This window comes from Bradyrhizobium oropedii (assembly GCF_020889685.1).
Lineage (GTDB): Bacteria > Pseudomonadota > Alphaproteobacteria > Rhizobiales > Xanthobacteraceae > Bradyrhizobium > Bradyrhizobium oropedii.
Map to the genome: position 1 here is coordinate 1 of NZ_JACMYO010000122.1, position 26216 is coordinate 26216.

The 26216-nt window shown below is 65.3% G+C and carries 23 protein-coding genes; 16 read left to right on the forward strand and 7 right to left on the reverse strand.

Features of this window, described 5'->3' with window-relative positions:
* Positions 1 to 270: 270 nt before the first annotated feature.
* On the forward strand, positions 271 to 1248 hold the full coding sequence (locus H8A95_RS28420) for an NAD(P)H-dependent glycerol-3-phosphate dehydrogenase (RefSeq protein WP_229186213.1): 978 nt from the start codon (positions 271 to 273) through the stop codon (positions 1246 to 1248).
* A 6-nt stretch (positions 1249 to 1254) separates the two neighbouring features.
* Here H8A95_RS28420 and H8A95_RS28425 read toward each other — a convergent pair whose 3' ends face one another.
* The gene (locus H8A95_RS28425; protein ID WP_229186214.1) at positions 1255 to 2016 is read right to left on the reverse strand and encodes a haloacid dehalogenase type II; all 762 of its coding nucleotides are present in this window, start codon (positions 2014 to 2016) and stop codon (positions 1255 to 1257) included.
* A 253-nt stretch (positions 2017 to 2269) separates the two neighbouring features.
* Between H8A95_RS28425 and H8A95_RS28430 the strand changes: the two genes are divergently transcribed.
* Entirely contained in the window at positions 2270 to 3412 is a 1143-nt protein-coding gene (locus tag H8A95_RS28430) for an alpha/beta hydrolase (RefSeq protein WP_229186215.1), read from the forward strand.
* A gap of 96 nt (positions 3413 to 3508) precedes the next feature.
* Positions 3509 to 3922 (forward strand): EVE domain-containing protein, encoded by a 414-nt coding sequence (locus H8A95_RS28435; protein WP_229186216.1) that lies wholly within the window; start codon positions 3509 to 3511, stop codon positions 3920 to 3922.
* A gap of 186 nt (positions 3923 to 4108) precedes the next feature.
* On the opposite strand, the gene H8A95_RS28440 is transcribed toward H8A95_RS28435, so the two are convergent.
* A complete protein-coding gene (locus H8A95_RS28440; RefSeq protein WP_229186217.1) occupies positions 4109 to 5281 on the reverse strand; it encodes a DNA topoisomerase IB in 1173 nt (390 codons plus the stop codon).
* Positions 5282 to 6094: 813 nt separating this feature from the next.
* Between H8A95_RS28440 and acs the strand changes: the two genes are divergently transcribed.
* Positions 6095 to 8050: an acetate--CoA ligase gene (gene acs / locus H8A95_RS28445; protein WP_229186218.1), complete on the forward strand. Its 1956-nt coding sequence runs from the start codon at positions 6095 to 6097 to the stop codon at positions 8048 to 8050.
* Positions 8051 to 8427: 377 nt separating this feature from the next.
* A complete protein-coding gene (locus H8A95_RS28450; protein ID WP_229186219.1) occupies positions 8428 to 8943 on the forward strand; it encodes a L,D-transpeptidase in 516 nt (171 codons plus the stop codon).
* 196 nt (positions 8944 to 9139) lie between these two features.
* Here the strand turns inward: H8A95_RS28450 and H8A95_RS28455 are convergent, their stop codons facing one another.
* Both H8A95_RS28455 and H8A95_RS28460 read right to left on the reverse strand, forming a co-directional pair.
* A complete protein-coding gene (locus H8A95_RS28455) occupies positions 9140 to 9661 on the reverse strand; it encodes a thermonuclease family protein (RefSeq protein WP_338027976.1) in 522 nt (173 codons plus the stop codon).
* 154 nt (positions 9662 to 9815) lie between these two features.
* Entirely contained in the window at positions 9816 to 10037 is a 222-nt protein-coding gene (locus H8A95_RS28460) for a DUF1674 domain-containing protein (RefSeq protein WP_229186221.1), read from the reverse strand.
* A gap of 206 nt (positions 10038 to 10243) precedes the next feature.
* Between H8A95_RS28460 and H8A95_RS28465 the strand changes: the two genes are divergently transcribed.
* The 3 genes from H8A95_RS28465 to purH all read left to right on the forward strand — a co-directional run bounded on the left by H8A95_RS28465 (position 10244) and on the right by purH (position 15347).
* On the forward strand, positions 10244 to 11590 hold the full coding sequence (locus H8A95_RS28465; protein ID WP_229186222.1) for an RsmB/NOP family class I SAM-dependent RNA methyltransferase: 1347 nt from the start codon (positions 10244 to 10246) through the stop codon (positions 11588 to 11590).
* Between the two features lie 208 nt (positions 11591 to 11798).
* A complete protein-coding gene (locus H8A95_RS28470; RefSeq protein ID WP_229186233.1) occupies positions 11799 to 13490 on the forward strand; it encodes a heparinase II/III family protein in 1692 nt (563 codons plus the stop codon).
* A gap of 264 nt (positions 13491 to 13754) precedes the next feature.
* The gene (gene purH / locus H8A95_RS28475) at positions 13755 to 15347 is read left to right on the forward strand and encodes a bifunctional phosphoribosylaminoimidazolecarboxamide formyltransferase/IMP cyclohydrolase (RefSeq protein WP_229186223.1); all 1593 of its coding nucleotides are present in this window, start codon (positions 13755 to 13757) and stop codon (positions 15345 to 15347) included.
* Between the two features lie 144 nt (positions 15348 to 15491).
* On the opposite strand, the gene H8A95_RS28480 is transcribed toward purH, so the two are convergent.
* Positions 15492 to 16874: an MFS transporter gene (locus tag H8A95_RS28480; RefSeq protein ID WP_229186234.1), complete on the reverse strand. Its 1383-nt coding sequence runs from the start codon at positions 16872 to 16874 to the stop codon at positions 15492 to 15494.
* 126 nt (positions 16875 to 17000) lie between these two features.
* Here H8A95_RS28480 and ggt point away from each other — a divergent pair, with 126 nt between their 5' ends.
* The 3 genes from ggt to H8A95_RS28495 all read left to right on the forward strand — a co-directional run bounded on the left by ggt (position 17001) and on the right by H8A95_RS28495 (position 21307).
* Entirely contained in the window at positions 17001 to 18746 is a 1746-nt protein-coding gene (gene ggt, locus H8A95_RS28485; protein WP_229186224.1) for a gamma-glutamyltransferase, read from the forward strand.
* A gap of 174 nt (positions 18747 to 18920) precedes the next feature.
* Entirely contained in the window at positions 18921 to 20219 is a 1299-nt protein-coding gene (locus H8A95_RS28490; protein ID WP_229186225.1) for an MFS transporter, read from the forward strand.
* Positions 20220 to 20431: 212 nt separating this feature from the next.
* Positions 20432 to 21307, forward strand: a complete 876-nt coding sequence (locus tag H8A95_RS28495) for an SDR family oxidoreductase (protein WP_229186226.1) — start codon at positions 20432 to 20434, stop codon at positions 21305 to 21307.
* 1 nt (position 21308) lies between these two features.
* On the opposite strand, the gene H8A95_RS28500 is transcribed toward H8A95_RS28495, so the two are convergent.
* Positions 21309 to 21644 (reverse strand): GIY-YIG nuclease family protein, encoded by a 336-nt coding sequence (locus tag H8A95_RS28500; protein ID WP_229186227.1) that lies wholly within the window; start codon positions 21642 to 21644, stop codon positions 21309 to 21311.
* Between the two features lie 104 nt (positions 21645 to 21748).
* Between H8A95_RS28500 and H8A95_RS28505 the strand changes: the two genes are divergently transcribed.
* A complete protein-coding gene (locus H8A95_RS28505; RefSeq protein WP_229186228.1) occupies positions 21749 to 22174 on the forward strand; it encodes a DUF1330 domain-containing protein in 426 nt (141 codons plus the stop codon).
* Positions 22175 to 22182: 8 nt separating this feature from the next.
* On the opposite strand, the gene H8A95_RS28510 is transcribed toward H8A95_RS28505, so the two are convergent.
* The gene (locus H8A95_RS28510; protein ID WP_229186229.1) at positions 22183 to 22848 is read right to left on the reverse strand and encodes a glutathione S-transferase family protein; all 666 of its coding nucleotides are present in this window, start codon (positions 22846 to 22848) and stop codon (positions 22183 to 22185) included.
* A 131-nt stretch (positions 22849 to 22979) separates the two neighbouring features.
* Here H8A95_RS28510 and H8A95_RS28515 point away from each other — a divergent pair, with 131 nt between their 5' ends.
* The 4 genes from H8A95_RS28515 to H8A95_RS28530 form a co-directional block, all read left to right on the forward strand.
* Positions 22980 to 23567 (forward strand): DUF2239 family protein, encoded by a 588-nt coding sequence (locus H8A95_RS28515; RefSeq protein ID WP_229186230.1) that lies wholly within the window; start codon positions 22980 to 22982, stop codon positions 23565 to 23567.
* A gap of 246 nt (positions 23568 to 23813) precedes the next feature.
* Positions 23814 to 25163, forward strand: a complete 1350-nt coding sequence (locus H8A95_RS28520) for an MATE family efflux transporter (protein ID WP_229186231.1) — start codon at positions 23814 to 23816, stop codon at positions 25161 to 25163.
* Positions 25164 to 25229: 66 nt separating this feature from the next.
* The gene (locus tag H8A95_RS28525) at positions 25230 to 25880 is read left to right on the forward strand and encodes a 2-hydroxychromene-2-carboxylate isomerase (protein WP_229186232.1); all 651 of its coding nucleotides are present in this window, start codon (positions 25230 to 25232) and stop codon (positions 25878 to 25880) included.
* A gap of 117 nt (positions 25881 to 25997) precedes the next feature.
* On the forward strand, positions 25998 to 26216 hold a 219-nt coding region (locus H8A95_RS28530; protein WP_274617664.1), incomplete at its 3' end, for a 2-dehydropantoate 2-reductase N-terminal domain-containing protein.

Here is a 26216-nt window from a genome sequence, read left to right on the forward strand (position 1 = left end):
AGCGCCGCCGCGCGCGCGCTGGCTGCTCGACGCCAACGCCAAGGCGCCGGCCGGCCACGCCAACAGCCGCGCCGGATATTGAGTCGTGTTTGACGACGCGCGCCGCAGATACCGTTTCACCTCGCCCCGCTTGCGGGGAGAGGTCGGATTGCGCAGCAATCCGGGTGAGGGGGTACAGGTCTCAACACTCGGCTCGCTCGCGGATAGAGCCCCTCACCCCAACCCTCTCCCCGCAAGAGCGGGGAGAGGGAGCGAAAGCAGGCCCGCCTGATGACGGCGCATATGTCAGTCAGCGTGATCGGTGCCGGCGCCTGGGGCACGGCATTGGCCGACGTAGCGGCACGCGCCGGGCGCAAGGTGACGCTGTATGCGCGCAATGCCGAACATGCCGCACAGATCGAGGCAACGCGGGTCAATCCGAGGCTGGCCGGTGTCCAGCTTCATTCCGGCATCGCGGTCACGTCTGATATCGCCGCGGCGGCGCGCGCGGACATCATCCTCGCGGTGACCCCGGCGCAGCATCTGCGCGCGGCGGTCGGGCACCTTGCGCCGTACCTCAAACCAGATACGCCTGTCATCGCCTGCGCCAAGGGCATCGAGCACGGCACGCATAAATTCATGACCGAGGTGATCGCGGAAGCCGCGCCGCGCGCCGTGCCGGCGATCCTGTCGGGACCGAGCTTCGCCGACGACGTCGCGCGCGGATTGCCGACCGCGGTGACGCTGGCCGCAAAGGACGAAGCGCTCGCACGCGCGCTCGTGCAGGCACTCGGCTCGGCGACCTTCCGGCCCTATCACACGTCAGACGTACGCGGCGTCGAGATCGGCGGCGCGGCCAAGAACGTGCTGGCGATCGCCGCCGGCATCGTCGTCGGCAGGAATCTCGGCGCCTCCGCGCTTGCCGCGCTGACCACGCGCGGCTTCAGCGAGCTCGCACGGTTGGGCCGTGCCTGTGGTGCGCGCACCGAAACGCTTTCCGGCCTGTCGGGGTTGGGCGATCTGCTGCTGAGCTGCTCGACCGCGCAATCGCGCAATTTCGCGCTCGGCCTCGCGCTTGGGCGGGGTGAAGCAGCCCCTGTGGGCAAGCTCGCCGAGGGCGCGTTCACCGCGCCGGTGCTGTGCGAGCTCGCCGCCGCGCAAAAGGTCGATATGCCGGTGTCGAACGCGGTTGCCGCAATCCTGAGCGATCGGCTGACGATCGATGCGGCGATCGAGGGCCTGCTGACGCGGCCATTCAAGGCGGAGTAACGCGCATCACGCGCCGACGAAGTCCGCGAGATCGCTCAATCCTGGTCCCACGCCGTCGGGCACGACGCCAAGCTCCTCGAGGGTCGCACGGCTACGATTGATCCAGAAGGTTGGATAGCCGAACCACTTCGCCCCGGCGACATCCCAACCCGCGAACGCCGCAAACATGATCTCCTCTTTGCGCAGCCCGAAGGCGTCGAGACCCATCTGATAGGCGCGGGCGTCAGGCTTGAAGGCCTGAACCTTGTCGGTCGAGAGGTGGGGCTCGAACAGTCCCTCCAGCCCGGAATTGTTGACCACGGCATCGAGCATCGGTGCGGTGAGATTCGAAAGGAATGCCATACGCACGCCGGCCTCGCGGAGCCGCCTGAGTGCAGGCAGGACATCGGGCCACGCCTTGAGCTCCAGATAGGTCTGCATCAGACGGTCGCGCTGCTCCGATGACAGCTCGATCTTCATCGCCTTGGCCGCAAAGACCAGCGCGTCCTCGGTGATCTGCCAGAAATCGGAGTAGCGGCCGCCAAGGGTCCTGAGCCAGCCGTACTCGAACTGCCGCGTGCGCCAGGTGGCGCTCAGCTCGGCACCCTTGCCCGGAAACATCTCCTCCACGCGCGCGAAGACCGGACGTGGATCGATGATCGGAAAGCCGTCGAAGGCGACCGCCTTGAATGACTGATGATCTGCGGTACGCGCCTGGTGCGGCATCACTGCCGCCGCAGTGACCGACGCTGCGGTCAGGGCGGTGAAAGTCCGACGGTTCAGAAGCATGTGATCTCCTGTAAGACGAGGCGCCACTCGATCACAGGAAAAGCGTCCCGGGACAATTGCCAGATTCCGGCAGAGATCATTCCAGATTTCAGAACAATCGACGCCTGCTGAGGCGACCATTCAAGGGCGCAGTACCGAGCACCACCGGCGCGCGAGGCGGAGCTTCACGATCCGCGCGTGCCGTACTAGCGTGGCCGGCGAACCGTCGGATCCCGGTCGAACAATCGAAAAACGGATCCCAAGGGAAAAACTCATGCGTCAACCGCATCGCGTCCTCCTTTCGATCAGCCTCCTTTCGATCAGTCTCCTTTCAATAAGTCTTGCAGCCGCCCTCGCCGCCTCGTCCACCGCAGCCCACGCCCAAGTCGCCGCCTCCTACGACGACCTCGCCAGGATCGAGGCGGCTGCCAACGCCGACAACGGCAAGCGGGTCGCGCCGCTCAAATCGATCGGCAATCCAACCACTGACGTCTCTCCCGAGATGCAGGCAATGATCGGCACACCGTATCCGCCGCACTTCAACGCCGACCCGAAAACCCCTGCGGAATGGAAGGAGCTGATCGACCGCCGCGCCAAGCTTTTGATCGCGGGCATTCTGGCGATGAAGGCGAAGCTCGGCGTCAAGGTCGAGGAAACAAAAATTGCCGGCGTGCATTGCTACATCGTGACGCCGAACAAGATCGCGCTCGAGAACCGGCGGCGCCTGCTGATCCACGTGCACGGCGGCGGCTACGTTTTCGGTCCGGGCGAAGCCGCGTTGCCGGAAGCCATCATGATGGCCGGCTTCGGCGGCTACAAAGTCATTTCGGTCGACTACCGGATGCCGCCTGACTTTCCCTATCCGGCCGCGATGGACGATGCGATGGCGGTCTGGAAGGAAGTCCTGAAGTCGCACGAGCGCCACCGGCTGGCGATCTTCGGCACCTCCACCGGCGGCGCAATGACGCTCGCAATGGTGTTGCGGGCCAGGGACGAGAAGCTGCCGCTGCCGGCTGCCATCGCGCCCGGCACGCCCTGGTCCGACATCGACAAGATCGGCGACAGCTACGCGAGCAACGAGTGGGTCGACAATGTGCTGGTGACCTGGGACGGATGGCTCGGCCGCGCGGCCAGGCTTTACGCAAACGGGACCAGCCTCAAGAACCCCTACATCTCGCCGATCTATGGTGACTTCAAGGGCTTTCCGCCGACCATCCTGACATCGGGCACGCGCGACCTGTTCCTCAGCAACACGGTCCGCACCCATCGCAAATTGCGGCGCGCCGGCGTGATCGCCGATCTCAATGTCTATGAGGGTCAGTCGCACGCCCAGTACCAGATGAACGTCGATGCGCCCGAGACGAAAGAGGCGTTCACCGACATCGCCAAATTCTTCGATCGATATCTGAAACAGTGAGCGCTGCCATCAGGGTGGGATGCCCGCGCTTGTCGCGGGCATCCGGCTGCCTGTAGATTGCCGCGCAATCGACGTTCAGGAACGGGGTGAGTCGCGATGAATTACTGGCTGGTGAAATCCGAACCGTCGGTCTGGTCGTGGGACCAGCAGGTCGCCAAGGGCGCGAAGGGCGAAGCCTGGACCGGCGTGCGCAACTTCACGGCGCGGCAGAACCTCGTCAACATGAAGAAGGGCGACAAGGCGTTCTTCTATCATTCCAACGAGGGCAAGGAGATCGTCGGCATCGCCGAGATCATCAAGGAGGCCTATCCAGATGCGACCGACAAGACCGGCAAGTTCGTCTGCGTCGACATCAAGGCCGACAAACCGCTGAAGACGCCGGTGACGATGGCCGCGATCAAGGCCGACAAGAAGCTCGCCGACATGGCGCTGGTGAAATATTCACGGCTCTCGGTGCAGCCGGTCACCCCTGAGGAATGGAAATACGTCTGCAAGATGGGCGGACTGTAGCGTTCCACAAACTCCGCCGTCGTCCCTGCCTGGTGCGCAATTGCGCACGGGAGCAGGGACCCATAACCACAGGCGAGCGTTGTTGGAGCGCGCTGTGGCTCCAGCTCGATTCCACAATCAACCTTTGGGGTAATGGGTCCCGGCTCGCGCTTCGCTTGGCCGGGACGACGAGTGGGGGTGTGGAGCTTAAGCCCCGGCCGCCATCACCACCTGCGCCAGCAATTGCTCGCGCTTGGACTGGGTGCGGTAGCCGCCCATCGTCGCGGCGAAGCGTTCGAGGATGCCGTCCTCGAACGCGGTGACGATGGTGTCGTGGACGTAGCTCTTGCGGCAGATCGCCGGCGTGTTCGACAGCTGGTCGGCGGCGGCGCGGATCGCGTCCAGCACCTGGCGCTTGCGGCCGCGCTGGCTGGCGGCCGGCGTGATCCGCGACAGCGATTCCACCACGACGGCCGACGCCATCAGGGTACGGAAGTCCTTCAGCGAGATCTTGATGCCGGCGAGCTCGCGCAGGAACGCATTCACCGCGGTGGTCGAGGCGGCGCGCACGACACCGGAGCGGTCGTAATACTGGAACATGCGCTTGCCCGGGACGTCGCGCAGAATGCCGATCGCGCGCACCAGCTTGGCCGCGTCGCATTCCTTGCGTACCGCCTTGCCGCCCTTGGCCTTGAAGGTCAGCACCAGGGAATCGTCTTCCAACGTCACGTTGGATTTCAACAACGTGGTGGCGCCGCGGGTGCCGTTGAGGCGGGCATAGGATTCGTTGCCGGGCCGGATCGCGGTGCGCGCGATCAGCTCGATCACCGCCGACAGCGCGAACTCGCGCGTCGGCTCGTCGCCGGAGAGGAACGCAGAGACCTTGCGGCGGATCTTCGGCAGCGCAGCCACCAGCTTGCCGAGGCGATGCGCCTTGCGCTGCTCGCGTACCTTCTCCCAATCGGCGTGATAGCGGTATTGCAGCCGGCCGGCCGCATCGAGGCCGACCGCCTGCAGATGCGTATTCGGATCGGTGGAGTAGCGCACCTGGCGATAGGCCGGCGGCATCGCCATCGCGTGCAGCCGGCGGATGGTACGGGCATCTCGGACGCGCGAGCCGTTGGCGCGAACGAATGAATAATTCTTGCCGCGCTTGATGCGGCGGATGGTCAGCTCGTTCTGGTCGCCGAGCCGCAGGCCCAGGTCGCGCGCCAGATCTTCGACGGAGGTCTTGATGGCGGGAGCGTCGGGCCTGAGCTTTGCCTGCGGCCGAAATTTTGCCTGCGGCTGCTTGGGCCATTGGCCCAGCGCCTTCGCCAGGGCGACAGCGGGATCGGCGGACATGGGCCGCACAGCCGCGATGTTCTGCTGATCCATCATTCTCGCAAGACGCCTTGTTCCGCTGTTCTCCCGGTAATGCCGTTGCTTCGGGCTTCGTTCCGGTGGGCCGTCCGGCCTCGGATTGGCGATTTAGGGCGTCAGGGCTGACATTGCGAGTCGCGAATCGGTTATTGACGGTCTCTAAATACCTTTCATGGGTGCCATTCGCTCGCTAACCTTGATTTTGGCCCCTCCGGGATCGGTCAAAATGACGGAAGCGAGGGCTGGGAACCCCGCTTCGGGCAAGCGCTACAACACGACAGAGGTCAGCCGGAAGGTCAGAGATCGTGCCATTTCTTGCGGAGTTTCTTGGCGGGCTCTCCGCGATCCCGCTACAGACCACCGCGCTCCTGTCGAGGGCGATCAGGCCGGGCCGGCAGTCGTGGTGTGGACCTGGTGCGGATGATCGCGAACGTCCGACCACGTCTGGAGGCCATCGAGCGGAGGCACGGTGTGCTCTCGATCAACATCATCGCCCCTGAAGGCCTTCATCACCGTCGGCATCACGTGCACCGTAGTCACTAATTCTTTTGCGACAGTCATATCTCCGGCGGCAACGTCAGGCTCGGACGGGCGGCACAGAGAACGATACCACTACGACCAAGAGACCAGTGACCCGACGCTAACGATGGAGCATAGGTTTCTCTCGTCGATGCGTTGGGGTAAGCCGTCCTATCATAAGCGGAAGCCTCGCGACGAAAGTGACAGTCCTTTTTCCTTGCCGGGCCGGAATGCGGCAACGCATAATCGCGGCAATGATCAGGACGGCTTGTCGTCGCGTCGTTTGCGATCGGCAATGAGTGGAGGAAAGCGATGTCCGAGAAGATCTATGACGTGTCGGCCGACTGGGCCAAGCGCGCCTATATCGATGACGCCAAATATCGCGAGATGTACGCGCACTCGGTCAAGGACCCCAACGGCTTCTGGGGCGAGCACGGCAAGCGGATCGACTGGATCAAGCCCTTCACCAAGGTCGAGAACGTCTCCTTCGCGCCCGGCAACATCTCGATCAAATGGTTCGAGGACGGCGTGCTGAACGTCGCCTGGAACTGCATCGACCGCCATCTGGAGAAGCGCGGCGACCAGACCGCGATCATTTGGGAGGGCGACGATCCCTCCGAATCCAAGCACATCACGTACCGCCAGCTGCACGACGAAGTCTGCAGGATGGCCAACATCCTGCGTACGCGAAACGTCAAGAAGGGCGACCGCGTCACGATCTATCTGCCGATGATTCCGGAGGCGGCCTACGCCATGCTGGCCTGCGCGCGGATCGGCGCGATCCACTCGGTGGTGTTCGGCGGCTTCTCGCCGGACAGCCTCGCCCAGCGCATCAAGGATTGCGACTCCAAGGTGGTCATCACCGCCGACGAAGGCCTGCGCGGCGGCAAGAAGGTGCCGCTGAAGGCCAACGTCGACGCCGCGATCGCCAAGATCGACTCAAAGGATTCCGGCGGCGTCGATTGGGTCGTGGTGGTGAAGCGCACCGGTGGCAAGATCGACATGAATCCGACGCGCGACCTCTGGTATCACGAGGCCGCCGAGATGGTGACGACGGAATGCCCGGCCGAGCACATGCATGCCGAGGACCCGCTGTTCATCCTCTACACCTCGGGCTCGACCGGCACGCCGAAAGGCGTGCTGCACACCTCCGCCGGCTATCTCGTGTTCGCGTCGATGACGCATCAATACGTGTTCGACTATCACGACGGCGACATCTATTGGTGCACCGCAGACGTCGGCTGGGTCACCGGCCACAGCTACATCCTCTATGGGCCGCTCGCCAACGGCGCGACCACGCTGATGTTCGAGGGCGTGCCGAACTACCCGGACAATTCGCGCTTCTGGAACGTGGTCGACAAGCACAAGGTCAACATCTTCTACACCGCACCGACCGCGATCCGCGCGCTGATGCAGGGCGGTGACGAGCCGGTGAAGAAGACCTCGCGCAAGTCGCTGCGCCTGCTCGGCTCGGTCGGCGAGCCGATCAATCCCGAAGCGTGGGAGTGGTATTACCGCGTGGTCGGCGACGACCGTTGCCCGATCGTCGACACCTGGTGGCAGACCGAGACCGGCGGCATCCTGATCACGCCGCTGCCCGGCGCGACCAAGCTGAAGCCGGGATCGGCGACGCGGCCGTTCTTCGGCGTGGTGCCTGAAATCGTCGACGCCGACGGCAAGACGCTGGATGGCGAGACTTCGGGCAATCTCTGCCTGACCAAATCCTGGCCGGGCCAGATGCGCACGGTCTATGGCGATCATGCCCGGTTCGAGCAGACCTATTTCTCGACCTACAAGAACAAGTATTTCACCGGCGACGGCTGCCGGCGCGATGCCGATGGCTATTACTGGATCACCGGCCGGGTCGACGACGTCATCAACGTCTCCGGCCACCGCATGGGCACCGCCGAGGTCGAGAGTTCGCTGGTCGCACACGAGGCCGTCTCGGAAGCCGCTGTCGTCGGCTACCCGCACGACATCAAGGGCCAGGGCATCTACGCCTATGTCACGCTGATGAAGGGCACCGAGCCGACCGAGGCGCTGCGCAAGGAGCTTGTCGCCTGGGTCCGCAAGGACATCGGCCCGATCGCCTCGCCGGACCTCATTCAATTCGCGCCCGGCCTGCCGAAGACGCGCTCCGGCAAGATCATGCGCCGCATCCTGCGCAAGATCGCCGAGGACGAACCGTCGAGCCTCGGCGACACCTCGACCTTGGCCGATCCGGCCGTGGTCGACGACCTCGTGCAGAACCGGCAGAACAAGAAGTAATCCGGCGACCGCAATACCGAGACATGTAGCAAGGGCCGCGCGCGATCACCGCCGCGGCCCTTCGCTTTTTCTTCGTGCGATCCGGCGTCGGCTGCCTTCGAAAACGCTATGGGATTGGGCATTTCACGGGATTGTCAGAGGCGCGGCGCCATTGCGGCGCGTTTGTGGCCAAGTGTTGTTTCCAGGTCATTTACTTTAATCCGAACTTTTCCTTTTCTCCTCGCCATCAGGACGTGTCTTGCGGCCGGCGTGAAACCACCCGGTTAAGACACGCGGTTAATATTGCGTGCGCGAGACCGGCGGGCCCGGCTTTTTTCAGGGCTCTGCACCTTCGTTTTTGGCTCCCTTTTGGGAGCTGTTGGGAAGTGGAGAGGTTGATGTCGATGAAGTTTGCGGTGGCGCTGGCTGCCACCCTTGGTGCTGTTGTTGTGATGTCGCAGGCGGCCGAAGCGCGGCCGGAAATGGTCGGAATACACGCCGACAATTATGAGCCGGGCACCATCGTGGTGAAGACCAACGAACGGCGGCTCTATCTCATCCTCGATTCCGGCCACGCGATGCGTTACCCGGTCGGCGTCGGCAAGTCCGGCAAGCAGTGGGCTGGCACTACAAGGATCGACGGCAAGTACACCAATCCCGCCTGGTCGCCGCCCGCCGAGGTCAAGCGCGACAAGCCGAGCATCCCGAACGTGATCGCCGGCGGCTCGCCGCGCAACCCGATGGGCGTCGCCGCGATGACGCTGGCCGGCGGCGAATACGCGATCCACGGCACCAACGTGCCGGGCTCGGTCGGCGGCTTCGTGTCCTACGGCTGCATCCGCATGCTGAACACCGACATCACCGATCTCTATTCGCGCGTCTCGGTCGGCACGACGGTCGTCGTCACCCGCTGATCACGCACCTCGCCCAAGGAAAAGCCGCGCATCCGCGCGGCTTTTTGTTTACCCGTCCGGCGCTCATGACGTGATCGGCTAAACCGCGATGAGGATTGGTCGAATCGTCATCGCGCGTTAGCCTCTTGTTTGAGCATGATCTTTGTTTGAGCATGATCTTTTCGGAAAACCGCTTCGCGCTTTTCCGGATCATGCTCTAGCGCGCAAAATTCCCGCACCAGCCGAAGCGGTGGCCGCCATTGTAGGCGCGCGCATGACCGGCAGCGAGCAGCGCAGCCGAGACGTTGTCGGTCTTCTTCGTCGCGACGTCGGCGACGACGCGCCCCTGATATTTGTCGGGACCGATATTGTAGATCGCGACATCGCCCTGACCGAGCAGATCGCGCAGCGCCACCGTCGCGGCCTGCGCCATTTGCAGTTCGCGCGCACAGGACGCCTTCAGCTCTGGCGCATCGATGCCGCGCAGCCGCACGCGCGTGGTGAGATCGGGGCCCGGCGCGAGATGCACCCGCGCCTCGAACGTGTCGCCATCGATCGTCCTGACCACGTCGACGGCGTGCCGCGCGTCGGGCGCGCCGGCGCGCTGCCAGATCAGGTCGCTGTCGCGCGAGCGGTTCAGCGACCAGTGCGACGGCCAAGACACCGAATGAGGCATCCATTGCGGCGCCCACCGGCGGATCGGCAGCATGCTGCCGACGGCAATGCCGAGAACGAACACCCATGGCAGCGCCGCGGAGACGCGGCGGCCCCAAATCGACCTTCGTGGAGGCGACCGCCGGAAAGGCGGACGCTCCGTCCCACGATAAGTATTTATTCTCTCGTTTGGGGACATATTCCCAGACTGGTCTGAGTCGGGCCGTCAGGCAACACGCTCAGAAGTCCGAGGCGATGCCCTTGGTCTCCCAATCGCCGTAACGCGTCGGTTCCGGCCCCTTCGGGCCCTGGAATTCCTTCGGCCGCGCGGCCGCATCCTGCGCGGCGGCTTCCTCGGCAGCCTTGCGCCGCGCCGCGGCTTCGGCCAACGCGCGCTGCGCGGCCGGCGTCAATGGCTTGCGCGGCGCGGGTTCCGGTGGTGATGGAGATTTGTCAGTCATGGCAAGCTTTCTCGGCAAAACTTTCTGCCTGCGCATTTCGTATCTCTGACTTGGCTCAGTGATGACGTCACGATAGTGATGGCATCACGATCACGAAATCCCGCAAGGCGATTCTTACATTTGGCATATTCGCATGCCAGAGGTGTTTTCGAGTTGATGGGCATGAGCCGAATGTACCTCAGCACCTTTCGAGATATCTCCGCTTCATGCCTCCTTCAAGATTTGCAGTTCCTGCTGAAGTCCCCGGTCTCGCGGCGCGCCGTATCGCTGCCGACATCCTCGACGGCGTGCTGCACAAGCATCGCACGCTCGACGATCAACTCGACGGCGCAGGCGCGCATCCCGGCCTGAAATCGCTGGCCGATCGCGACCGCGCGCTGATGCGCCGGCTGGTCTCGACCATCCTGCGCAAGCTCGGCACGCTCGGCCATCTGCTGTCGCGCCTGCTCGATCGCGGCGTTCCGACCGATGCGCCGCGCGCGCAGAGCGCGCTGTTGATCGGCGCCGCGCAGATCCTCTGGATGGATGTGCCCGATCACGCCGCGGTCGATCTGTCGGTGCGGCTGGTGCAGTCCGACCGGCGCGCGGCGAAATATGCCGGGCTGGTCAACGCCGTGCTGCGCCGCTGCGCGCGCGAGGGTCAGGGCCTGATCGACGAGATCAGCATGCAGACGCTGGACCTGCCGCCATGGATGCTGGCGCGCTGGAATGCGCATTACGGCGAAGCCACCACGCGCGAGATGGCGCTGGCGCTCGGCCACGAGCCGTCGCTCGATCTCACGGTGAAGTCGGACGCGCCGCAATGGGCGAGCCGCCTGCATGGCGAGACGTTGCCGACGGGAACCGTGCGCACGCTGCTGCAAGGTTCCGTCACCATGCTGCCCGGCTTTGCCGAAGGCCAATGGTGGGTGCAGGACGCCGCCGCCGCGCTGCCGGTGCGGCTATTCGGCGACATCAAGGACAAGGCGGTCGCGGATCTCTGTGCTGCGCCCGGTGGCAAGACCGCGCAGCTCGCACTGGCCGGCGCGCATGTCACCGCGGTTGACCGCTCGCCGGCGCGCGTCGCGCGGCTGCGCGACAACCTCACGCGGCTGGCGCTGCCAGCCGAGACCGTCGTCGCCGACGCCGCCGAATGGCCGGCGGAAGCCGCGAGCTTCGACGGTATCCTGATCGATGCACCCTGCACCTCGACGGGAACCATCCGCCGCCATCCCGACGTCGCCTGGCTGCGCCAGGAGGGCGACATCGCCGCGCTGTGCGCGCTGCAGAAGCGGCTGTTGCAGAAGGCCACCCATCTGCTGAAGCCCGGCGGCACGCTGGTCTACTGCACCTGTTCGCTGGAGCCGGAAGAAGGCGAGCACGCGATCGCTGCGCTGCTGGCGAGCGAATCGGGCCTGCGCCGTGCGCCGGTCGAGAAGGACGAGGTCGCCGGCCTCGACGACATCATTACCGCCGACGGCGATCTGCGCACCCTGCCCAGCCATTTGCCCAATGCCGACCCGCGGCTGGGCGGGCTGGACGGCTTTTACGCCGCCCGGCTGGTAAAATCCTGATTTTAAACTTCAGTCTTCTAAGCTCCAGATGCTTCGTGAAGTGATTCGTGCGGTATCAAGAGGTGTCTTGTACATCAAGAAGGTGTCTTGGCCGCGTTTCCGGATTAAATAAGGATTCGTTGAAAATTCCCTCCCCGCAAGGTTAGGCGTGTCGGTCGCTCAAAGCAGACGCATCTCGACGCTGATTGCTGGCCGCTTTGCCCGCAGCATGCTCGCACGCGCCAGCGGGAGCACGGTTGCGCTGTCGCGGCTCTGGCCCGGCCGCACCGACCGGCTGATCATCGCCCCGCACGATCTGCGGACCGCCGACGCCACCCGCGCCGCCGAGATCTATGCCGGGCGATTCGTTTTCGCCGGCAAGATCGTCACCTGTCACGGCCGCTCGATCTTCGACCTCGAGCCGCCGTCCGAGGATTGGGAAGCTGCCCTGCTCGGCTTCGGCTGGCTGCGCCATCTGCGCGCCGCCGACACCGCGCTGACCCGCGCCAACGCCCGCTCGCTGGTCGACGACTGGATCTCGAACCAGGCCCGCAGGCGGCCGCTGGAGCGCCGCGCCGACGTGCGCGCGCGGCGCGTGATCTCGCTGCTGTCGCAGGCGCCGCTGGTGCTCGGCGACACCGACGGAAAATTCTACCGCAAATATCTGCGCGGGCTGGCGCGCGAGATCCGCTATCTGCGCCACTCCACGCTCGATAATGACGGCGTTCCGCGGCTGCAGGTGCTGATCGCGCTGTGCTACGCCTCGCTCTGCCTCGCCAACCAGGCGCGCAACATCAAATCCGCCACGCGCAGGCTGTCGGACGAATTGCAGCGCCAGATCCTGCCCGATGGCGGCCACATCTCGCGCAACCCCGGCGCGCTGGTCGAACTGCTCAGCGATCTCCTGCCGCTGCGGCAGACCTTTGCCGCGCGCAACATCGCGCCGCCGCCGGCGCTGCTCAACGCGATCGACCGCATGATGCCGATGCTGCGCTTCTTCCGGCACGGCGACGGCAGCTTCGCGCTGTTCAACGGCATGTCGACCGCGCCGTCCGACCTCGTCGCGACGCTGCTCGCCTATGACGACACCCGCGGCGTGCCGATGGCGAGCATGCCGCATACCGGCTTCCAGCGCCTCGACGCCGGCAACATGACCCTGATCATCGACACCGGCCCACCGCCGCCGGCAAGTGTCAGCCAGGATGCGCATGCCGGCTGCCTGTCGTTCGAGCTGTCCTCCGGCGTGAGCCGCATCGTCGTCAATTGCGGCATGCCGAACACCGGCCGCGACAATTGGCGGCCGTTCGCCCGCTCCACCGCGGCGCATTCGACGCTGACCTATCGCGACACGTCGTCGTGCCAGTTCGTCGAGCTGTCGGCGATGAAGCGGCTGCTGCGCGGCGCGCCGATCACCAGCGGCCCGAACAATGTCGAGAGCTACCGCGAATCCATCCCCGACGGCGACGTGCTGACCGCCTCGCATGACGGCTATCTGTCGCGCTTCGGCGTGATCCACCGCCGCGTGCTGATGGTCGCTCAGGACGGCACCCGGCTCGAAGGCGAGGACCAGCTGACGCCGGCGCCGGGCGGCCGCATCAAGGGCAGCGAGGCCGATTTCGCGCTGCGCTTCCATCTGCACCCCTCGGTGAAGGCGAGCCGGTTGTCGGATGCCCGCGGCGTGATGCTGGTGCTGCCCAACCGCGACGTCTGGACCTTCGAGGCGATGGACGACAAGGTCGACCTCGAGGACAGCGTGTTCCTGGCCGGCAATGACGGCCCGCGCCGCACCTCCCAGATCGTGATCCGGCAGGACGCCAGGCAGGCCGGCAGCATCCGCTGGAGCTTCGTGCGCTCCTCGACCTCGGCCATCGCCACCAACGCGCGCCGCAACGCCCGCCGCGAGCCGGAACTGCCGCTGTAGGGCGGGGTATCGGCAATGCGACTGACGACCGTCACCCTGAGGAGCCGCGAAGCGGCGTCTCGAAGGGTCGACGGCCACCAGCCGGGCCGTGCATCCTTCGAGGCTCGCCCAGCGGCGCAATTGCGCCGCAAGGCTCGCACCTCAGGGTGACGGGGAAAGGGCATCAGATCATCGCCAATTTACGGGGATTCGGTCCCACGGACCGGTTTCGTATGGCCCAAAACCATGCTACCCGGCTGCCTTAACAGCCAGGGATTTTCCGATATGACCGAACAGCTTCGCCGCGTGACCCGCGCTCTGTTGTCCGTTTCCGACAAGAGCGGACTGATCGATTTCGCCAGGGCGCTGGCCGACCAGGGCGTCGAGCTGGTCTCGACCGGGGGCACCGCCAAGGCGATCGCGGCGGCGGGGCTCAAGGTCAAGGACGTCTCTGAGCTCACCGGCTTCCCCGAGATGATGGACGGCCGGGTCAAGACGCTGCATCCGAAGGTGCATGGCGGCCTGCTCGCGATCCGCGACAACAAGGAACATGCCTCGGCGATGGCCTCCCACGGCATCGCGCCGATCGACCTCCTGGTCGTCAATCTCTATCCGTTCGAGGCCACCGTCGACAAAGGCGCCGGCTTCGAGGAGTGCATCGAGAATATCGACATCGGCGGCCCCGCGATGATCCGCGCCGCGGCCAAGAACCATGACGACGTCGCCGTGGTGGTCGAGGCGAACGATTATCAGGCCGTGCTCGACGAGCTCGCCGCGCACAAGGGCGCGACCTCGCTCGGCCTGCGCCGGCGGCTCGCCGCCAAGGCCTATGCCCGCACCGCGGCCTATGACGCTGCGATCTCGAACTGGTTTGCCGTGCAGCTCGACACCAAGGCGCCGGACTTCCGCGCCTTCGGCGGCAAACTGATCCAGTCGCTGCGCTATGGCGAGAACCCGCACCAGACCGCAGCGTTCTATGCCACGCCGGAGAAGCGACCGGGCGTCGCGACCGCGCGCCAGCTGCAGGGCAAGGAACTGTCCTACAACAACATCAACGACACCGACGCGGCCTATGAATGCGTCGGCGAGTTCGATCCTCAGCGCACCGCGGCCTGCGTGATCGTCAAGCACGCCAATCCCTGCGGCGTTGCCGAGGGTCCCGATCTCGCGACGGCTTATGCCCGCGCACTGGCCTGCGATTCCACCTCGGCCTATGGCGGCATCATCGCGGTCAACCGCACGCTCGATGCGGACGCCGCGCGCGCCATCATCGGCATCTTCACCGAGGTGATCATCGCGCCCGATGCGACCGAAGAGGCGATCTCGATCATCGCCGGCCGGCGCAATCTGCGCCTCTTGCTCGCCGGCGGCCTGCCGAACGCGCGCGCGACAGGCCTCACCGCCAAGACGGTTGCCGGCGGCCTCCTGGTGCAGAGCCGCGACAATGCCGTGATCGAGGACATGAACCTGAAGGTCGCGACCAAGCGTGCGCCGACCGACGCCGAGCTGCGCGACCTCAAATTCGCCTTCCGGGTTGCAAAACACGTGAAGTCGAACACCATCATCTACGCCAAGGATCTCGCCACCGTCGGTATCGGCGCCGGCCAGATGAGCCGGGTCGATTCCGCGCGCATCGCCGCGCGCAAGGCGCTGGATGCGGCGGCCGAGCTGAAGCTCGCCGAGCCGCTGACGAAGGGTTCGGTGGTCGCCTCCGATGCGTTCTTCCCGTTCGCCGACGGCATGCTGGCCTGCATCGAGGCCGGCGCCACCGCGGTGATCCAGCCCGGCGGCTCGATGCGCGACGACGAGGTCATCAAGGCCGCCGACGAGCACGGCATCGCGATGGTGTTCACCGGCGTGCGGCATTTCCGGCACTGATCCATCAGCTGTCGTCCCTGCGAAAGCAGGGACCTATAACCACGGCCATCAGCCGCGGAGCGACGCTGCGGCCCCAGCCTCGCGCAACACGAACTTTTGTGGTTGGGTCCCGGCTCGCGCTGCGCTTGGCCGGGACGACAGTGTTTATTGTTCGCGCACCTTGGCCAGCAGCGCCAGCCCGACCACGAAGAACGCCACCAGCACCGCCATGCCGGCCTTCTGGCTCGCGGTGGCTGCCGTGATCGCGCCGATCAGCAGCGGGCCGATGAACGACGTCACCTTTCCGGTCAGCGCGAACAAGCCGAAATACTGTGCGATGCGATCCTTCGGCGCGAGGCGGATCAGGAGCGAGCGCGAAGCCGCTTGCAAGGGCGCGCCGGTGGCGCCGATCAGGCAACCGAGCACGATATAGGCGCGCTCGGCGGCACCTGCGAACAAGGGGCCGCCAGGCACCGGCGGCGCGACCGGGATGAACAGGATGGAATCCTTGTTCACGGTGAGGATCACGACGATCGCAAACAGCAGGATCACGAGGCTGCCCGTGATCACGCGCTTCGGCCCGAACCGATCGTCGAGCTTGCCGCCGATCCAGCCACCGAACGTCCCGGCGACCGCCAGGATGATGCCGAAGGTGCCGATCCGGATCGTGTCCCAGCCGAAGGTGCCGGCGGCATAGATGCCGCCAAACGCGAACAGCGAGACCAGCCCGTCGGTATAGATCATGTTCGCCAGCAGGAATCGCGCCAGCGATCTCTGCTTCGGCAGACCAGCGAATGATTCCCTGATCTCGCGCAGGCCCTCGCCGAGCGCCTCGCGCATCGGGCGTTTCGCCGGATAATCCGGCGTGAACAAGAACATCGGCGTCACGAAGATGATGAACCACAGCCCGGTCAACGGCCCGGTGATGCGGTCGCCCTCATGCATGACGGGATCGAGACCGAACAGCGGCGTGAAGCCGAACAGCGTCTTGCCGGTCTCGGCATTGGCGGCGAGGAAGCCGAGCACCAGCACGAGGCTCAGGATGCCGCCGACATAGCCGGTGGCCCAGCCGGTGCCCGAGAGCCGCCCGATCCGGTCCGGCGGCACCAGGGTCGGCATCATCGCATTGTTGAACACGGTCGCGAACTCGACGCCGACGCTCGCGATGGCATAGGCGAGCAGCAGCGCGGGGATGATGCCGGGATCGCCGGGCACACCTATCCACATCGCGCTCGAGCCGATCACGAGCAACGCGCCGAACACCGCGATCCACGGCTTGCGACGGCCGCTGGCATCGGCGATGGCCCCTAACACCGGCGACAGCAACGCGATCGCAAGTCCCGCCGCGGCGGTCGCAAAGCCCCATAACGCCTGCCCGCTCGCCGCATCGGGCGCGACGAAGCTCGCAAAATAGGGCGCGAACACGAAGGTCGTGATCAGCGTGAAATAGGGCTGCGCAGCCCAGTCGAAGAATATCCAGCTGATGACGGCGGCGCGGCCGGGATAGACCTTGGTGGCGGCCTTCGCATCACCGGCGCCCGTCTGCATTGTTGCCGTCATCGCGATAGATATTCCCCAACTCGAACCGCAGGCAGGCTTTTGCCGCTTCAATCCGCTCCCATATAGCATGAGCCGGTTTTGCTGATACGGCGACGAACAGGGCAGGACATTTCGATGGCGCTGACAGCAACGATGTCACGACGGCTGTTTGCCGCTCTCCTGGTGATCGGCATCGCTACACCGGCCCTCGGCCAGGTCCAGCGCCGCGCCTACGAGCCGCCAGCCACGGATACTGCCCGCAGCATCCGTGCCGAACACGGCATGGTGGTGGCACAGGAGAAGCTCGCGGCGCGGGTTGGCGCCGACGTCCTGCGGCAGGGCGGCAATGCGGTCGATGCCGCGGTTGCCACCGGATTTGCGATGGCGGTGACCTATCCGCGCGCCGGCAATATCGGCGGCGGCGGGTTCATGGTGATCCATCTCGCCGGACGCAATGAAGATGTCGCGATCGACTATCGCGAGACCGCGCCGCTGGCCGCAACCCGCGACATGTTCCTGAACGCCGACGGCAAGCCCGATCCCGACAAGTCGCGCAACTCCGCGCTCGCGATCGGCGTGCCCGGCACGGTCGCCGGCCTTGCACTGGCGCTGGAGAAATACGGCTCCGGCAAGTTCACGCTGGCGCAGATCGTCAAGCCGGCGATCGATCTGGCGCGCGACGGCTTCATCGTCACCGACGATACTTCGGACACGCTGAACGACATGTATCGCCGCATGTCGCGCTGGCCGAATTCGGCCAAGACGTTCTCGCACGCCGACGGCACGCCGCTGCGTGAGGGCGACCGCCTGATCCAGGGTGATCTCGCCGGCGTACTGACCGCGATTGCCGAACAGGGGCCGCGTGGCTTCTACGAAGGCGCCGTCGCCGAGAAGCTTGTCAGCGGGATCAAAAATGCCGGCGGCATCTTTACGCTCGAGGATCTGAAATCCTACCAGGCGGTGATCCGGACGCCGATCCGCGGCACCTATCGCGGCTACGACATCGTCTCGATGCCGCAGCCCTCCTCCGGCGGCGTGGTGCTGCTGGAGATCCTCAACATCCTCGAGGGTTTTCAAATGTCCGACATGAAGCAGGGCTCGGCGGCCTCGCTGCATGTCATGATCGAAGCGATGAAGCGGGCCTATGCCGATCGCGCCCGCTATCTCGGCGACCCCGCCTTCGTCGACGCGCCGACGCAATTGCTGATCGATAAGGACTATGCGGCCCGGCAGCGCGCGACCATCGACCTTGCCCGCGCCACGCCCTGGACGGACGTGCGCAACGCCAAGCAGCCGCATGAGGGCGACAACACCACGCATTATTCGGTGGTCGATGCCGCCGGCAACGCCGTCAGCAACACCTACACGCTGAACTTTCCCTACGGAGTCGGCCTCGTCGCCGACGGCACCGGCGTGCTGCTCAACAACGAGCTCGACGATTTCACCGCGGCGCCCGGCGCCTCCAACGCCTTCGGCCTGGTCGGCTTCGAGGCCAATCTGCCGGGATCCGGCAAGCGCCCGCTGTCGTCGATGTCGCCGACCATCGTGCTGAAGGACGGCAAGCCCGTGCTGGTGACGGGATCGCCCGGCGGCAGCCGCATCATCTCCGCGGTGACGCAGATCATCGTCGACGTGATCGACTACAGGATGGACATCGCGGCCGCGGTCGCGGCACCCCGCATGCACCATCAATGGCTGCCCGACGAGGTCCGGATCGAGAAGGGCTTTCCCGACGAGGTGCTGACCGAGCTGAAGGCCAAGGGCCACAAGCCGGTCGAGCCGCTCGGCTACTCCTCCGTGAACTCGATCGTCGTCACGACCAGCGGTCTGCTCGGCGCGCCCGATCCACGTACGCGCGGCTCGGAGGCCGCGGGATACTAGAGAGCGTTTTCAAGCGAAGTGGCACCCGGTTCGCGTGAAGAAAACGCGTCAAAACAAAAAAGCCAGGCTAACCGCACCTTTGCCCAGCCTGCAACATCGCGATAGATTGGCGGTCCGCGCAACTCCGGCCGCGGATCGCAAAGAGCCGGTGAAAGATTTCTCCGGGGAACGCGCATGAGCACGGCCGAATCCAAATCGATGGAAGTCGCAGAGATCGAGGACACCAGCCTCCTCGCCTTCTATCGCGACATGAACTTGCAGGAGCGGCGCACGTTCTGGGCCTGCGCCTCGGGCTGGACGCTCGACGGCATGGATTTCATGATCTATCCGCTCGTCATCGGCACCATCATCACGCTGTGGAAGGTCGATGCCGGCACCGCCGGCCTCGCAGGCACCGTGACGCTGCTGGCCTCCGCCGTCGGAGGCTGGCTCGGCGGCTATCTCTCCGACCGCATCGGCCGGGTGAAGACGCTGCAGCTCACCATCATCTGGTTCTCATTCTTCTCGCTGGTCTGCGCCGTGGTGCAGAATTTCGACCAGCTCCTGATCGCCCGCGCGCTGCTCGGCCTCGGCTTCGGCGGCGAATGGGCGGCCGGCGCGGTGCTGATCGGTGAGACGATCCGGCCGCAATATCGCGGCCGCGCGGTCGGCTCGGTGCAGTCGGGCTGGGCGATCGGCTGGGGCCTCGCGGTGCTGGCGCAGGCGATCCTGTTCTCGATCCTGCCTCCGGAGAACGCCTGGCGCTGGATGTTCGTGATCGGTGCGCTGCCGGCGTTGCTGGTGTTCTATCTGCGCCGCTATGTCACCGAACCCGAGATCTCTGCCGCGACGATGGCGCAAGCGCAGGCGTCCGGCAGCGGACCCGCGGCATTGTGGGAAATCTTCCACGGACCGATCCTGAAGACCACGCTGCTTGCCTCCCTCGTCGGCACCGGCATGCAGGGCGGCTATTACGCCATCACCTTCTGGGTGCCGCGCTTCCTCACCACCGAGCGCAAACTCTCCGTGGTCGGCTCGACCGGCTACCTCGCGACGCTGATCATCGGCTCCTTCATCGGCTATCTGGTCGGCGCCTGGCTCGCCGACCGGATCGGCCGGCGCAATCTGTTCCTGATCTTCTCGATCGGCGCCATCGCAGTCGTGCTGCTCTACACCCAGCTGCCGCTCTCCAACGAGGTGCTGTGGGTGCTGGGGTTCCCGCTCGGTTTCTTCGCCTCGGGCTATTTCTCCGGCATGGGCGCGTTCCTGACCGAGCTGTATCCGACCCGGCTGCGCGGCTCCGGCCAGGGCTTCTGCTACAATTTCGGCCGCGGCGTCGGCGCGCTGTTTCCGTTCCTGGTCGGCGCGCTCTCGACCACGACCACGCTTGCCAACGCGATCGCGATCTTCGCGGTGGCGGCCTATGGCGTGTTCTTCATCGCCGCCTACGCGCTGCCGGAAACGCGCGGCCGTGTGTTGCATGCGGGTGGGTAGGACGTGAGGTGATGTGATGACCATCCCGCTTGCTCCACTTCGCCTCTCCCCTTGTGGGAGAGGCCGGATTGCATCGCCAGATGCAATCCGGGTGAGGGGTTGCGGTCCATCCATGCAGTATGCCTTACGGAGAGATACCCCTCACCCCCAACCCTCTCCCACAAGGGGAGAGGGAGCCTGACATGGTGCGTCCCTAACTGGAGATCACTGCCATGACATCGCTCAAAGGCAAGACGCTGTTCATCTCGGGCGCGAGCCGCGGCATCGGGCTGGCGATTGCGCTCCGTGCGGCGCGTGACGGCGCCAATGTCGCGATCGCGGCGAAAACCGCCGAGCCGCATCCGAAGCTGAAAGGCACGATCTACACCGCCGCCGACGAGGTCCGCGCCGCCGGCGGCAAGGCGCTGCCTGTGATCTGCGACATCAGGGACGAAGCGCAGGTGATGGCGGCGATCGAGCAGACCGTCGCCGAGTTCGGCGGCATCGACGTCTGCGTCAACAATGCCAGCGCCATCAGCCTGACCAATTCGCAGGCGACCGACATGAAGCGCTACGATCTGATGATGGGGATCAACACCCGCGGCACCTTCATGGTGTCGAAATATTGCATCCCGCATCTGAGGAAGGCGGAGAATCCGCACATCCTGATGCTGTCGCCGCCGCTCGACATGAAGCCGAAATGGTTCGAGCACTCGACCGCCTACACGATGGCGAAGTTCGGCATGAGCATGTGTGTGCTCGGGCTCGCCGGCGAGCAAAAATCCGCCGGCGTCGCCGTCAACGCGCTGTGGCCGCGCACCACGATCGCGACCGCGGCGCTCGGCAACCTGCTCGGCGGCGATGCCATGATGCGGGCGAGCCGCACGCCGGAGATCATGGGCGATGCGGCCTATGCGATCATCACCCGGCCGTCGCGCGAGTTCACCGGCCATTTCTGCATCGACGACAAGGTGCTCTACGCCAACGGCGTGCGCGACTTCGAGCGCTACCGCGTCGATCCCTCGGTGCCGCTGATGTCGGACTTCTTCGTGCCCGATGACGACGTGCCGCCACCCGGCGTCACCGTGCAGGCGCTGCCGGCGCGCTAAGTTACACCGCGGCCGCGTTGAGCTGCGTGCGCCAGTGCTGCACGCGCTCCTTGAGCAGCGTATCGCGCACATAAGCGAGCTCTTCGTGCTCGATCCGCTCCAGCGTTTCGAACGAGAGATTGTCTGCGCCATGCGCCGACCAGGCGCGCTGCAGCTCGGCAATGCGGTGACTGCCCATCCGCAGCGTGAACCAGATGCGGTTCTGGATCTTGTCGAGATCGAGCGCCTGCCCGACCCAGACCTCACCGGTCGCGCGGCAGCGGATCGCGAACACGCCGGCGACGCTCGCGCGCTTCTTGTAGTCGGCGATGGCTTGCTTGCGGTCCTCGGTCTTCATGGTGGCTCCTGTCGTCGCAGTCGCGTCATTTATATCCGGGTATTATTGACAAGGCAATTACGCCCGGGTAAAAAGATCATCCAAACCCCGACGAGACGACCACCATGGACACCACCTGCTATCTGGAACCGAGCTGGAATGCCGGGCGCGACTTTGCCCAACGCGCGATCACGGGCGAGCTGGTGATGCTCAATCTGCTGCGCTTCCGGGAGATCGCCGATTACTCGCAAAGCCCGGAGCTCGCCCCGCCGCAGCCGGTCACGGGGGCTGCGGCATACGACCGCTATGTCGCGCACACGCTCCCGCATCTGCGGAAGAGCGGCGGCGACATCCTGTTCATGGGTGAAGGCGGCCCGTTCCTGATCGGGCCCGACGGCGAGCGCTGGGACCGCGCCATGCTGATCCGGCAGAAGAGCCGCGGCGCGTTCCTCGCCTTCGCGGTGGCCGAGGCCTATCTCGCCGGTATCGGACACCGCACGGCGGCGCTGGCGGATTCGCGGCTGCTGCCGCTGGTCGAGTTGCCGCGATGACCGCGAATTTATCGGCCGACCTCGTACGGCCCGCCCTTCTCCAGCGCCCGCGCATAGGCCGGTCGGGCGTGAATGCGCTCGAGGAAGGCGACGCATTTGGGATGACCGTCCTCGAGCCCGCCGCGCGCGGCGGCCGCTTCGAGCGGAAAGCTCATCTGGATGTCGGCGCCGGAGAACTCGCCGCCGGCGAACCACTCGCTCTTGCCGAGTTCGCCTTCCCAATAGGCCATGTGCTGCTTGAGCTGCGGATTGACCAGCGTGGACAGCGCCGTGTTGGACACCTTGCGCACCAGCGGTCGCAGCAGCGCCGGCGCGCGCTTCGGCATCAGCGTGAACAGCAGCTTGAGGAGCAGCGGCGTCATCGCCGAACCCTCGGCGTAATGCAGCCAATAGGTGTAGCGCAGCCGCTCCGGCGTATCGGCCGACGGGATCAGGCGGCCGTTGCCGTAGGTCGCGATGATGTATTCGAGGATCGCACCGGATTCCGCGATCGTGTTGCCGTTGTCGGTGACGACCGGCGACTTGCCGAGCGGATGGATCGCGCGCAGCTCCTTCGGCGCCCGCATGTCGGGCTGCCGCTGATAGCGCACGATCTCGTAGGGAACGCCCAATTCCTCGAGCAGCCACAGCACGCGCTGCGAGCGGGAATTGTTGAGATGATGAACCGTCAGCATGAGCGTCCTCTGAAATATCGGCGCAATCGGGCGGCGCTTGGTGCCAGCCGGGAACAGGAAAGTCGAGACCGACGCGTCGCGATTGCTAAGAATTACCCGGGCAATATGTCGCGCAATCGGAGAGGTCTACCATGAATCCAGCCTATGTCGCGTTCGAAGGCGAACATCGCATCGGCGCCGGTGACCTCGCCGAGGTCGCCCGCACCGCCAAGCAGTTGCTCGACCAGCGCAAGGACGCCGCGATCCTGGTGTTCAACGGCCGCACCTCCGCGCTGGTCGACATCGATTTCCGCGGCACGGTCGATGACGTGCTGGCGCGGCTGCCGAAGCCCGCACCTGCGCCCGACGAGGAGCCGGCGGCTGCCGCCGCACCGCGCGGGCCGGGACGTCCGAAGCTCGGCGTCGTCGCGCGCGAGATCACGCTGTTGCCGCGGCACTGGGATTGGCTGGCGCAGCAGAAAGGCGGTGCATCGGTTGCGCTCCGCAAGCTCGTCGACGAGGCGCGGCGCTCAAGCGGCGACAAGGATCGGACGCGCGCTGCGCAGGATGCCGCGTATCGCTTCATGACCGCGATGGCCGGCAACCGGCCGAACTACGAGGACGCGATCCGCGCCCTGTTCGCGCACGACCGGCGGCGCTTCGCGACGCTGATCGCGGACTGGCCGGCCGATATCCGCGATCACGCGATCAAGCTCGCCTATAGCGATCAAGCGGACTAGCTCGTGGTGAGATCAGGTCGAACACTAAGCGCGACGGCGCTGCACTCCCTCGCCCCGTTCTTACGGGGAGAGGGTTGGGGTGAGGGGCCGCCTCCGCATATTCGGCGATAGCTGGGATTGCGGAGACTCCCCCTCACCCGGAACGCATCTAGCGATGCGTTCCGACCTCTCCCCGCACGCGGGGCGATGTGAGCAGCGTCTGCGTCCCGCCGCCGTCCTAACCGTGCCAGCTTTTGGAATTTTAACGTGTCCAGCCCTCCCTCCCTACGCAAAGCCTTTCTGTCCTTCCTGGCGCCGATGCTGCTGAGCAACGTGCTGCAATCGCTGTTCGGCACCATCAACGGCGTCTATCTCGGCCAGATGATCGGCGTCGACGCGCTCGCGGCGGCATCGGTGTTCTTTCCGGTGATGTTCTTCTTCGTCTCCTTCGTGATCGGCCTCAGCGCGGGCGCCTCCGTCATGATCGGCCAGGCCTGGGGCGCCGGCGAGCCCGACCGGGTGAAGGCAGTTGCCGGTACGACCATGACCGTGACATTGCTGCTTGCGCTCGCGATCGCAATCCTTGGCGGCCTGTTCGCCCGGCCGCTCTTGATCGCGCTCGCCACGCCGCCTGACGTGCTCGACGCCGCGGTGTCCTATGCGCGGATCATGATGATCACGATGCCCGTCACGTTCGGCTTCCTGCTGCTCGCGGCGATGATGCGCGGCGTCGGCGACACCGTGACGCCGCTGGTGGCGCTGACGGTCTCGACCGTCGTCGGCCTCGTGGTGACGCCGGCGCTGATCCGCGGCTGGTTCGGCCTGCCGATGCTCGGCGTCGCCAGCGCCGCAATCGCCTCCGCCGTCTCGGGCGTGGTCACGCTGCTCTGGCTACATGTCCACATGCTCAGGCACAAGCATCCGCTCGCCTTCGATGCCGCGTTCCTGCGCGCGATGCGGCCGAACGGCGCGCTGCTGCGCATCGTGCTGCGGCTCGGCATTCCGACCGCGATCGGCATGGTGGTGGTCTCGCTCGCCGAACTGGTGCTCCTCGGCCTCGTCAACGGCTTCGGTTCGGACGCCACCGCCGCCTATGGCGCGGTCAACCAGGTGATCGGCTATGTGCAGTTTCCCGCGATCTCGATTGCCATCACCACCTCGATCTTCGGCGCGCAGGCGATCGGCCGCGGCGATTCCGGCCGGGTCGGCGCCATCGTCCGGACCGGGATCGAGATGAATCTCGCGCTGACCGGCGGACTGGTGGTGCTCGGCTATCTCTTCGCGCGGCCGCTGATGGGGTTCTTCATCGTCGACAGCACGGTGCTCACGCTGGCGCAGCAGCTTCTGTACATCGTGCTGTGGAGCATGGTGCTGTTCGGCATGGCGACGGTGTTTTCCGGGGCGATGCGCGCCGGCGGCACGGTATGGATGCCGCTGTTCATCTCGATCCTGGCGATGGCGCTGGTCGAGGTGCCGGTCGCGATCCTGCTCAGCCGCGCCATCGGCATCAGCGGCATCTGGATCGCCTATCCTGCCACCTTCGCCACCATGTTCGTGCTGCAGATGGCCTATTACACCCTGGTATGGCGCAAGCAGACCATCAAGCGGCTGATTTGACATCGCGCGCCGCGGCTCACATGATGATTATCATATTCTACGGATGGCGCCTGCGGCAGCAGGCCCATGCTACAACGAGCCCAGACTAAGCAAGCCGAGGGAGAGACCGCCGTGAGCCAAAATCCGCAATTCCTGTTCGATTTCGGCAGCCCCAACGCTTTCCTCAGCCACGAGGCGATCCCGGCGATCGAAAGGCGCACCGGCGTCAAATTCGAATATGTCCCGGTCCTGCTCGGCGGCATCTTCAAGGCCACCAACAACAAATCGCCGGCCGAGACGCTGGCGGGCGTCAAGAACAAGCCGGAGTTCATGAAGATCGAGACCGAGCGCTTCCTCAAGCGCTTCAACGTCAAGCCCTACACCTGGAACCCGTACTTCCCGGTCAACACGCTGAACCTGATGCGTGCGGCGGTCGCCGCCCAGTTTGAGGGCGTGTTCGAGAAATATATCGAGGCCGCCTTCCACCACATGTGGGTCGAGCCGAAGAAGATGGACGATCCGGAGGTCGCCGGCAAAGCGCTCGCCTCCTCCGGCCTCGATGCCGCCAAACTGTTCGCGCGGGCACAGGATGCCGACGTCAAGGGCAAGCTGATCGAATACACCCAGTCTGCCGTCGAGCGCGGCGCGTTCGGCTCGCCGACCTTCTTCGTCGGCAAGGAGATCTTCTTCGGCAAGGAGCAGCTGCGCGAAGTCGAGGAACTGGTGTCGGGAAAGTGAGGTGAGCGGGCGGTAAATAGCGAGTAGCGAAGGTCGCACTGACATCCCACTCTATTCGTTACTCGCATTCGTTATTCGCCCCGCCCTCCGGGCAACAACAAAGAAGGACAAATTCCCATGCGCGTTCTCGTGGTCGGCGCCGGTGCGATCGGCGGTTATTTCGGTGGTCGGATGCTTCAGGGCGGCCGCGACGTCACCTTCCTGGTGCGCCCCCGCCGTGCCTCCGAGCTCGCCTCGGCCGGGCTCGTGATCAAGAGCCCGAACGGCGATGTCACGCTGAGCAATCCGCCGACCGTGCAGGCCGACAAGCTCTCGGACAAGTTCGACGTCGTGCTG

What these genes read in the sequence shown, in the direction of transcription:
- H8A95_RS28420 (WP_229186213.1), top strand. Translation starts at nt 271, where the DNA reads ATGACGGCGCATATGTCAGTCAGCGTGATCGGTGCCGGCGCCTGGGGC.
- H8A95_RS28425 (WP_229186214.1), bottom strand. Translation starts at nt 2,016, where the DNA reads ATGCTTCTGAACCGTCGGACTTTCACCGCCCTGACCGCAGCGTCGGTC.
- H8A95_RS28430 (WP_229186215.1), top strand. Translation starts at nt 2,270, where the DNA reads ATGCGTCAACCGCATCGCGTCCTCCTTTCGATCAGCCTCCTTTCGATC.
- H8A95_RS28435 (WP_229186216.1), top strand. Translation starts at nt 3,509, where the DNA reads ATGAATTACTGGCTGGTGAAATCCGAACCGTCGGTCTGGTCGTGGGAC.
- H8A95_RS28440 (WP_229186217.1), bottom strand. Translation starts at nt 5,281, where the DNA reads ATGATGGATCAGCAGAACATCGCGGCTGTGCGGCCCATGTCCGCCGAT.
- acs (WP_229186218.1), top strand. Translation starts at nt 6,095, where the DNA reads ATGTCCGAGAAGATCTATGACGTGTCGGCCGACTGGGCCAAGCGCGCC.
- H8A95_RS28450 (WP_229186219.1), top strand. Translation starts at nt 8,428, where the DNA reads ATGTCGATGAAGTTTGCGGTGGCGCTGGCTGCCACCCTTGGTGCTGTT.
- H8A95_RS28460 (WP_229186221.1), bottom strand. Translation starts at nt 10,037, where the DNA reads ATGACTGACAAATCTCCATCACCACCGGAACCCGCGCCGCGCAAGCCA.
- H8A95_RS28465 (WP_229186222.1), top strand. Translation starts at nt 10,244, where the DNA reads ATGCCTCCTTCAAGATTTGCAGTTCCTGCTGAAGTCCCCGGTCTCGCG.
- H8A95_RS28470 (WP_229186233.1), top strand. Translation starts at nt 11,799, where the DNA reads ATGCTCGCACGCGCCAGCGGGAGCACGGTTGCGCTGTCGCGGCTCTGG.
- purH (WP_229186223.1), top strand. Translation starts at nt 13,755, where the DNA reads ATGACCGAACAGCTTCGCCGCGTGACCCGCGCTCTGTTGTCCGTTTCC.
- H8A95_RS28480 (WP_229186234.1), bottom strand. Translation starts at nt 16,874, where the DNA reads ATGCAGACGGGCGCCGGTGATGCGAAGGCCGCCACCAAGGTCTATCCC.
- ggt (WP_229186224.1), top strand. Translation starts at nt 17,001, where the DNA reads ATGGCGCTGACAGCAACGATGTCACGACGGCTGTTTGCCGCTCTCCTG.
- H8A95_RS28490 (WP_229186225.1), top strand. Translation starts at nt 18,921, where the DNA reads ATGAGCACGGCCGAATCCAAATCGATGGAAGTCGCAGAGATCGAGGAC.
- H8A95_RS28495 (WP_229186226.1), top strand. Translation starts at nt 20,432, where the DNA reads ATGACATCGCTCAAAGGCAAGACGCTGTTCATCTCGGGCGCGAGCCGC.
- H8A95_RS28500 (WP_229186227.1), bottom strand. Translation starts at nt 21,644, where the DNA reads ATGAAGACCGAGGACCGCAAGCAAGCCATCGCCGACTACAAGAAGCGC.
- H8A95_RS28505 (WP_229186228.1), top strand. Translation starts at nt 21,749, where the DNA reads ATGGACACCACCTGCTATCTGGAACCGAGCTGGAATGCCGGGCGCGAC.
- H8A95_RS28510 (WP_229186229.1), bottom strand. Translation starts at nt 22,848, where the DNA reads ATGCTGACGGTTCATCATCTCAACAATTCCCGCTCGCAGCGCGTGCTG.
- H8A95_RS28515 (WP_229186230.1), top strand. Translation starts at nt 22,980, where the DNA reads ATGAATCCAGCCTATGTCGCGTTCGAAGGCGAACATCGCATCGGCGCC.
- H8A95_RS28525 (WP_229186232.1), top strand. Translation starts at nt 25,230, where the DNA reads ATGCTACAACGAGCCCAGACTAAGCAAGCCGAGGGAGAGACCGCCGTG.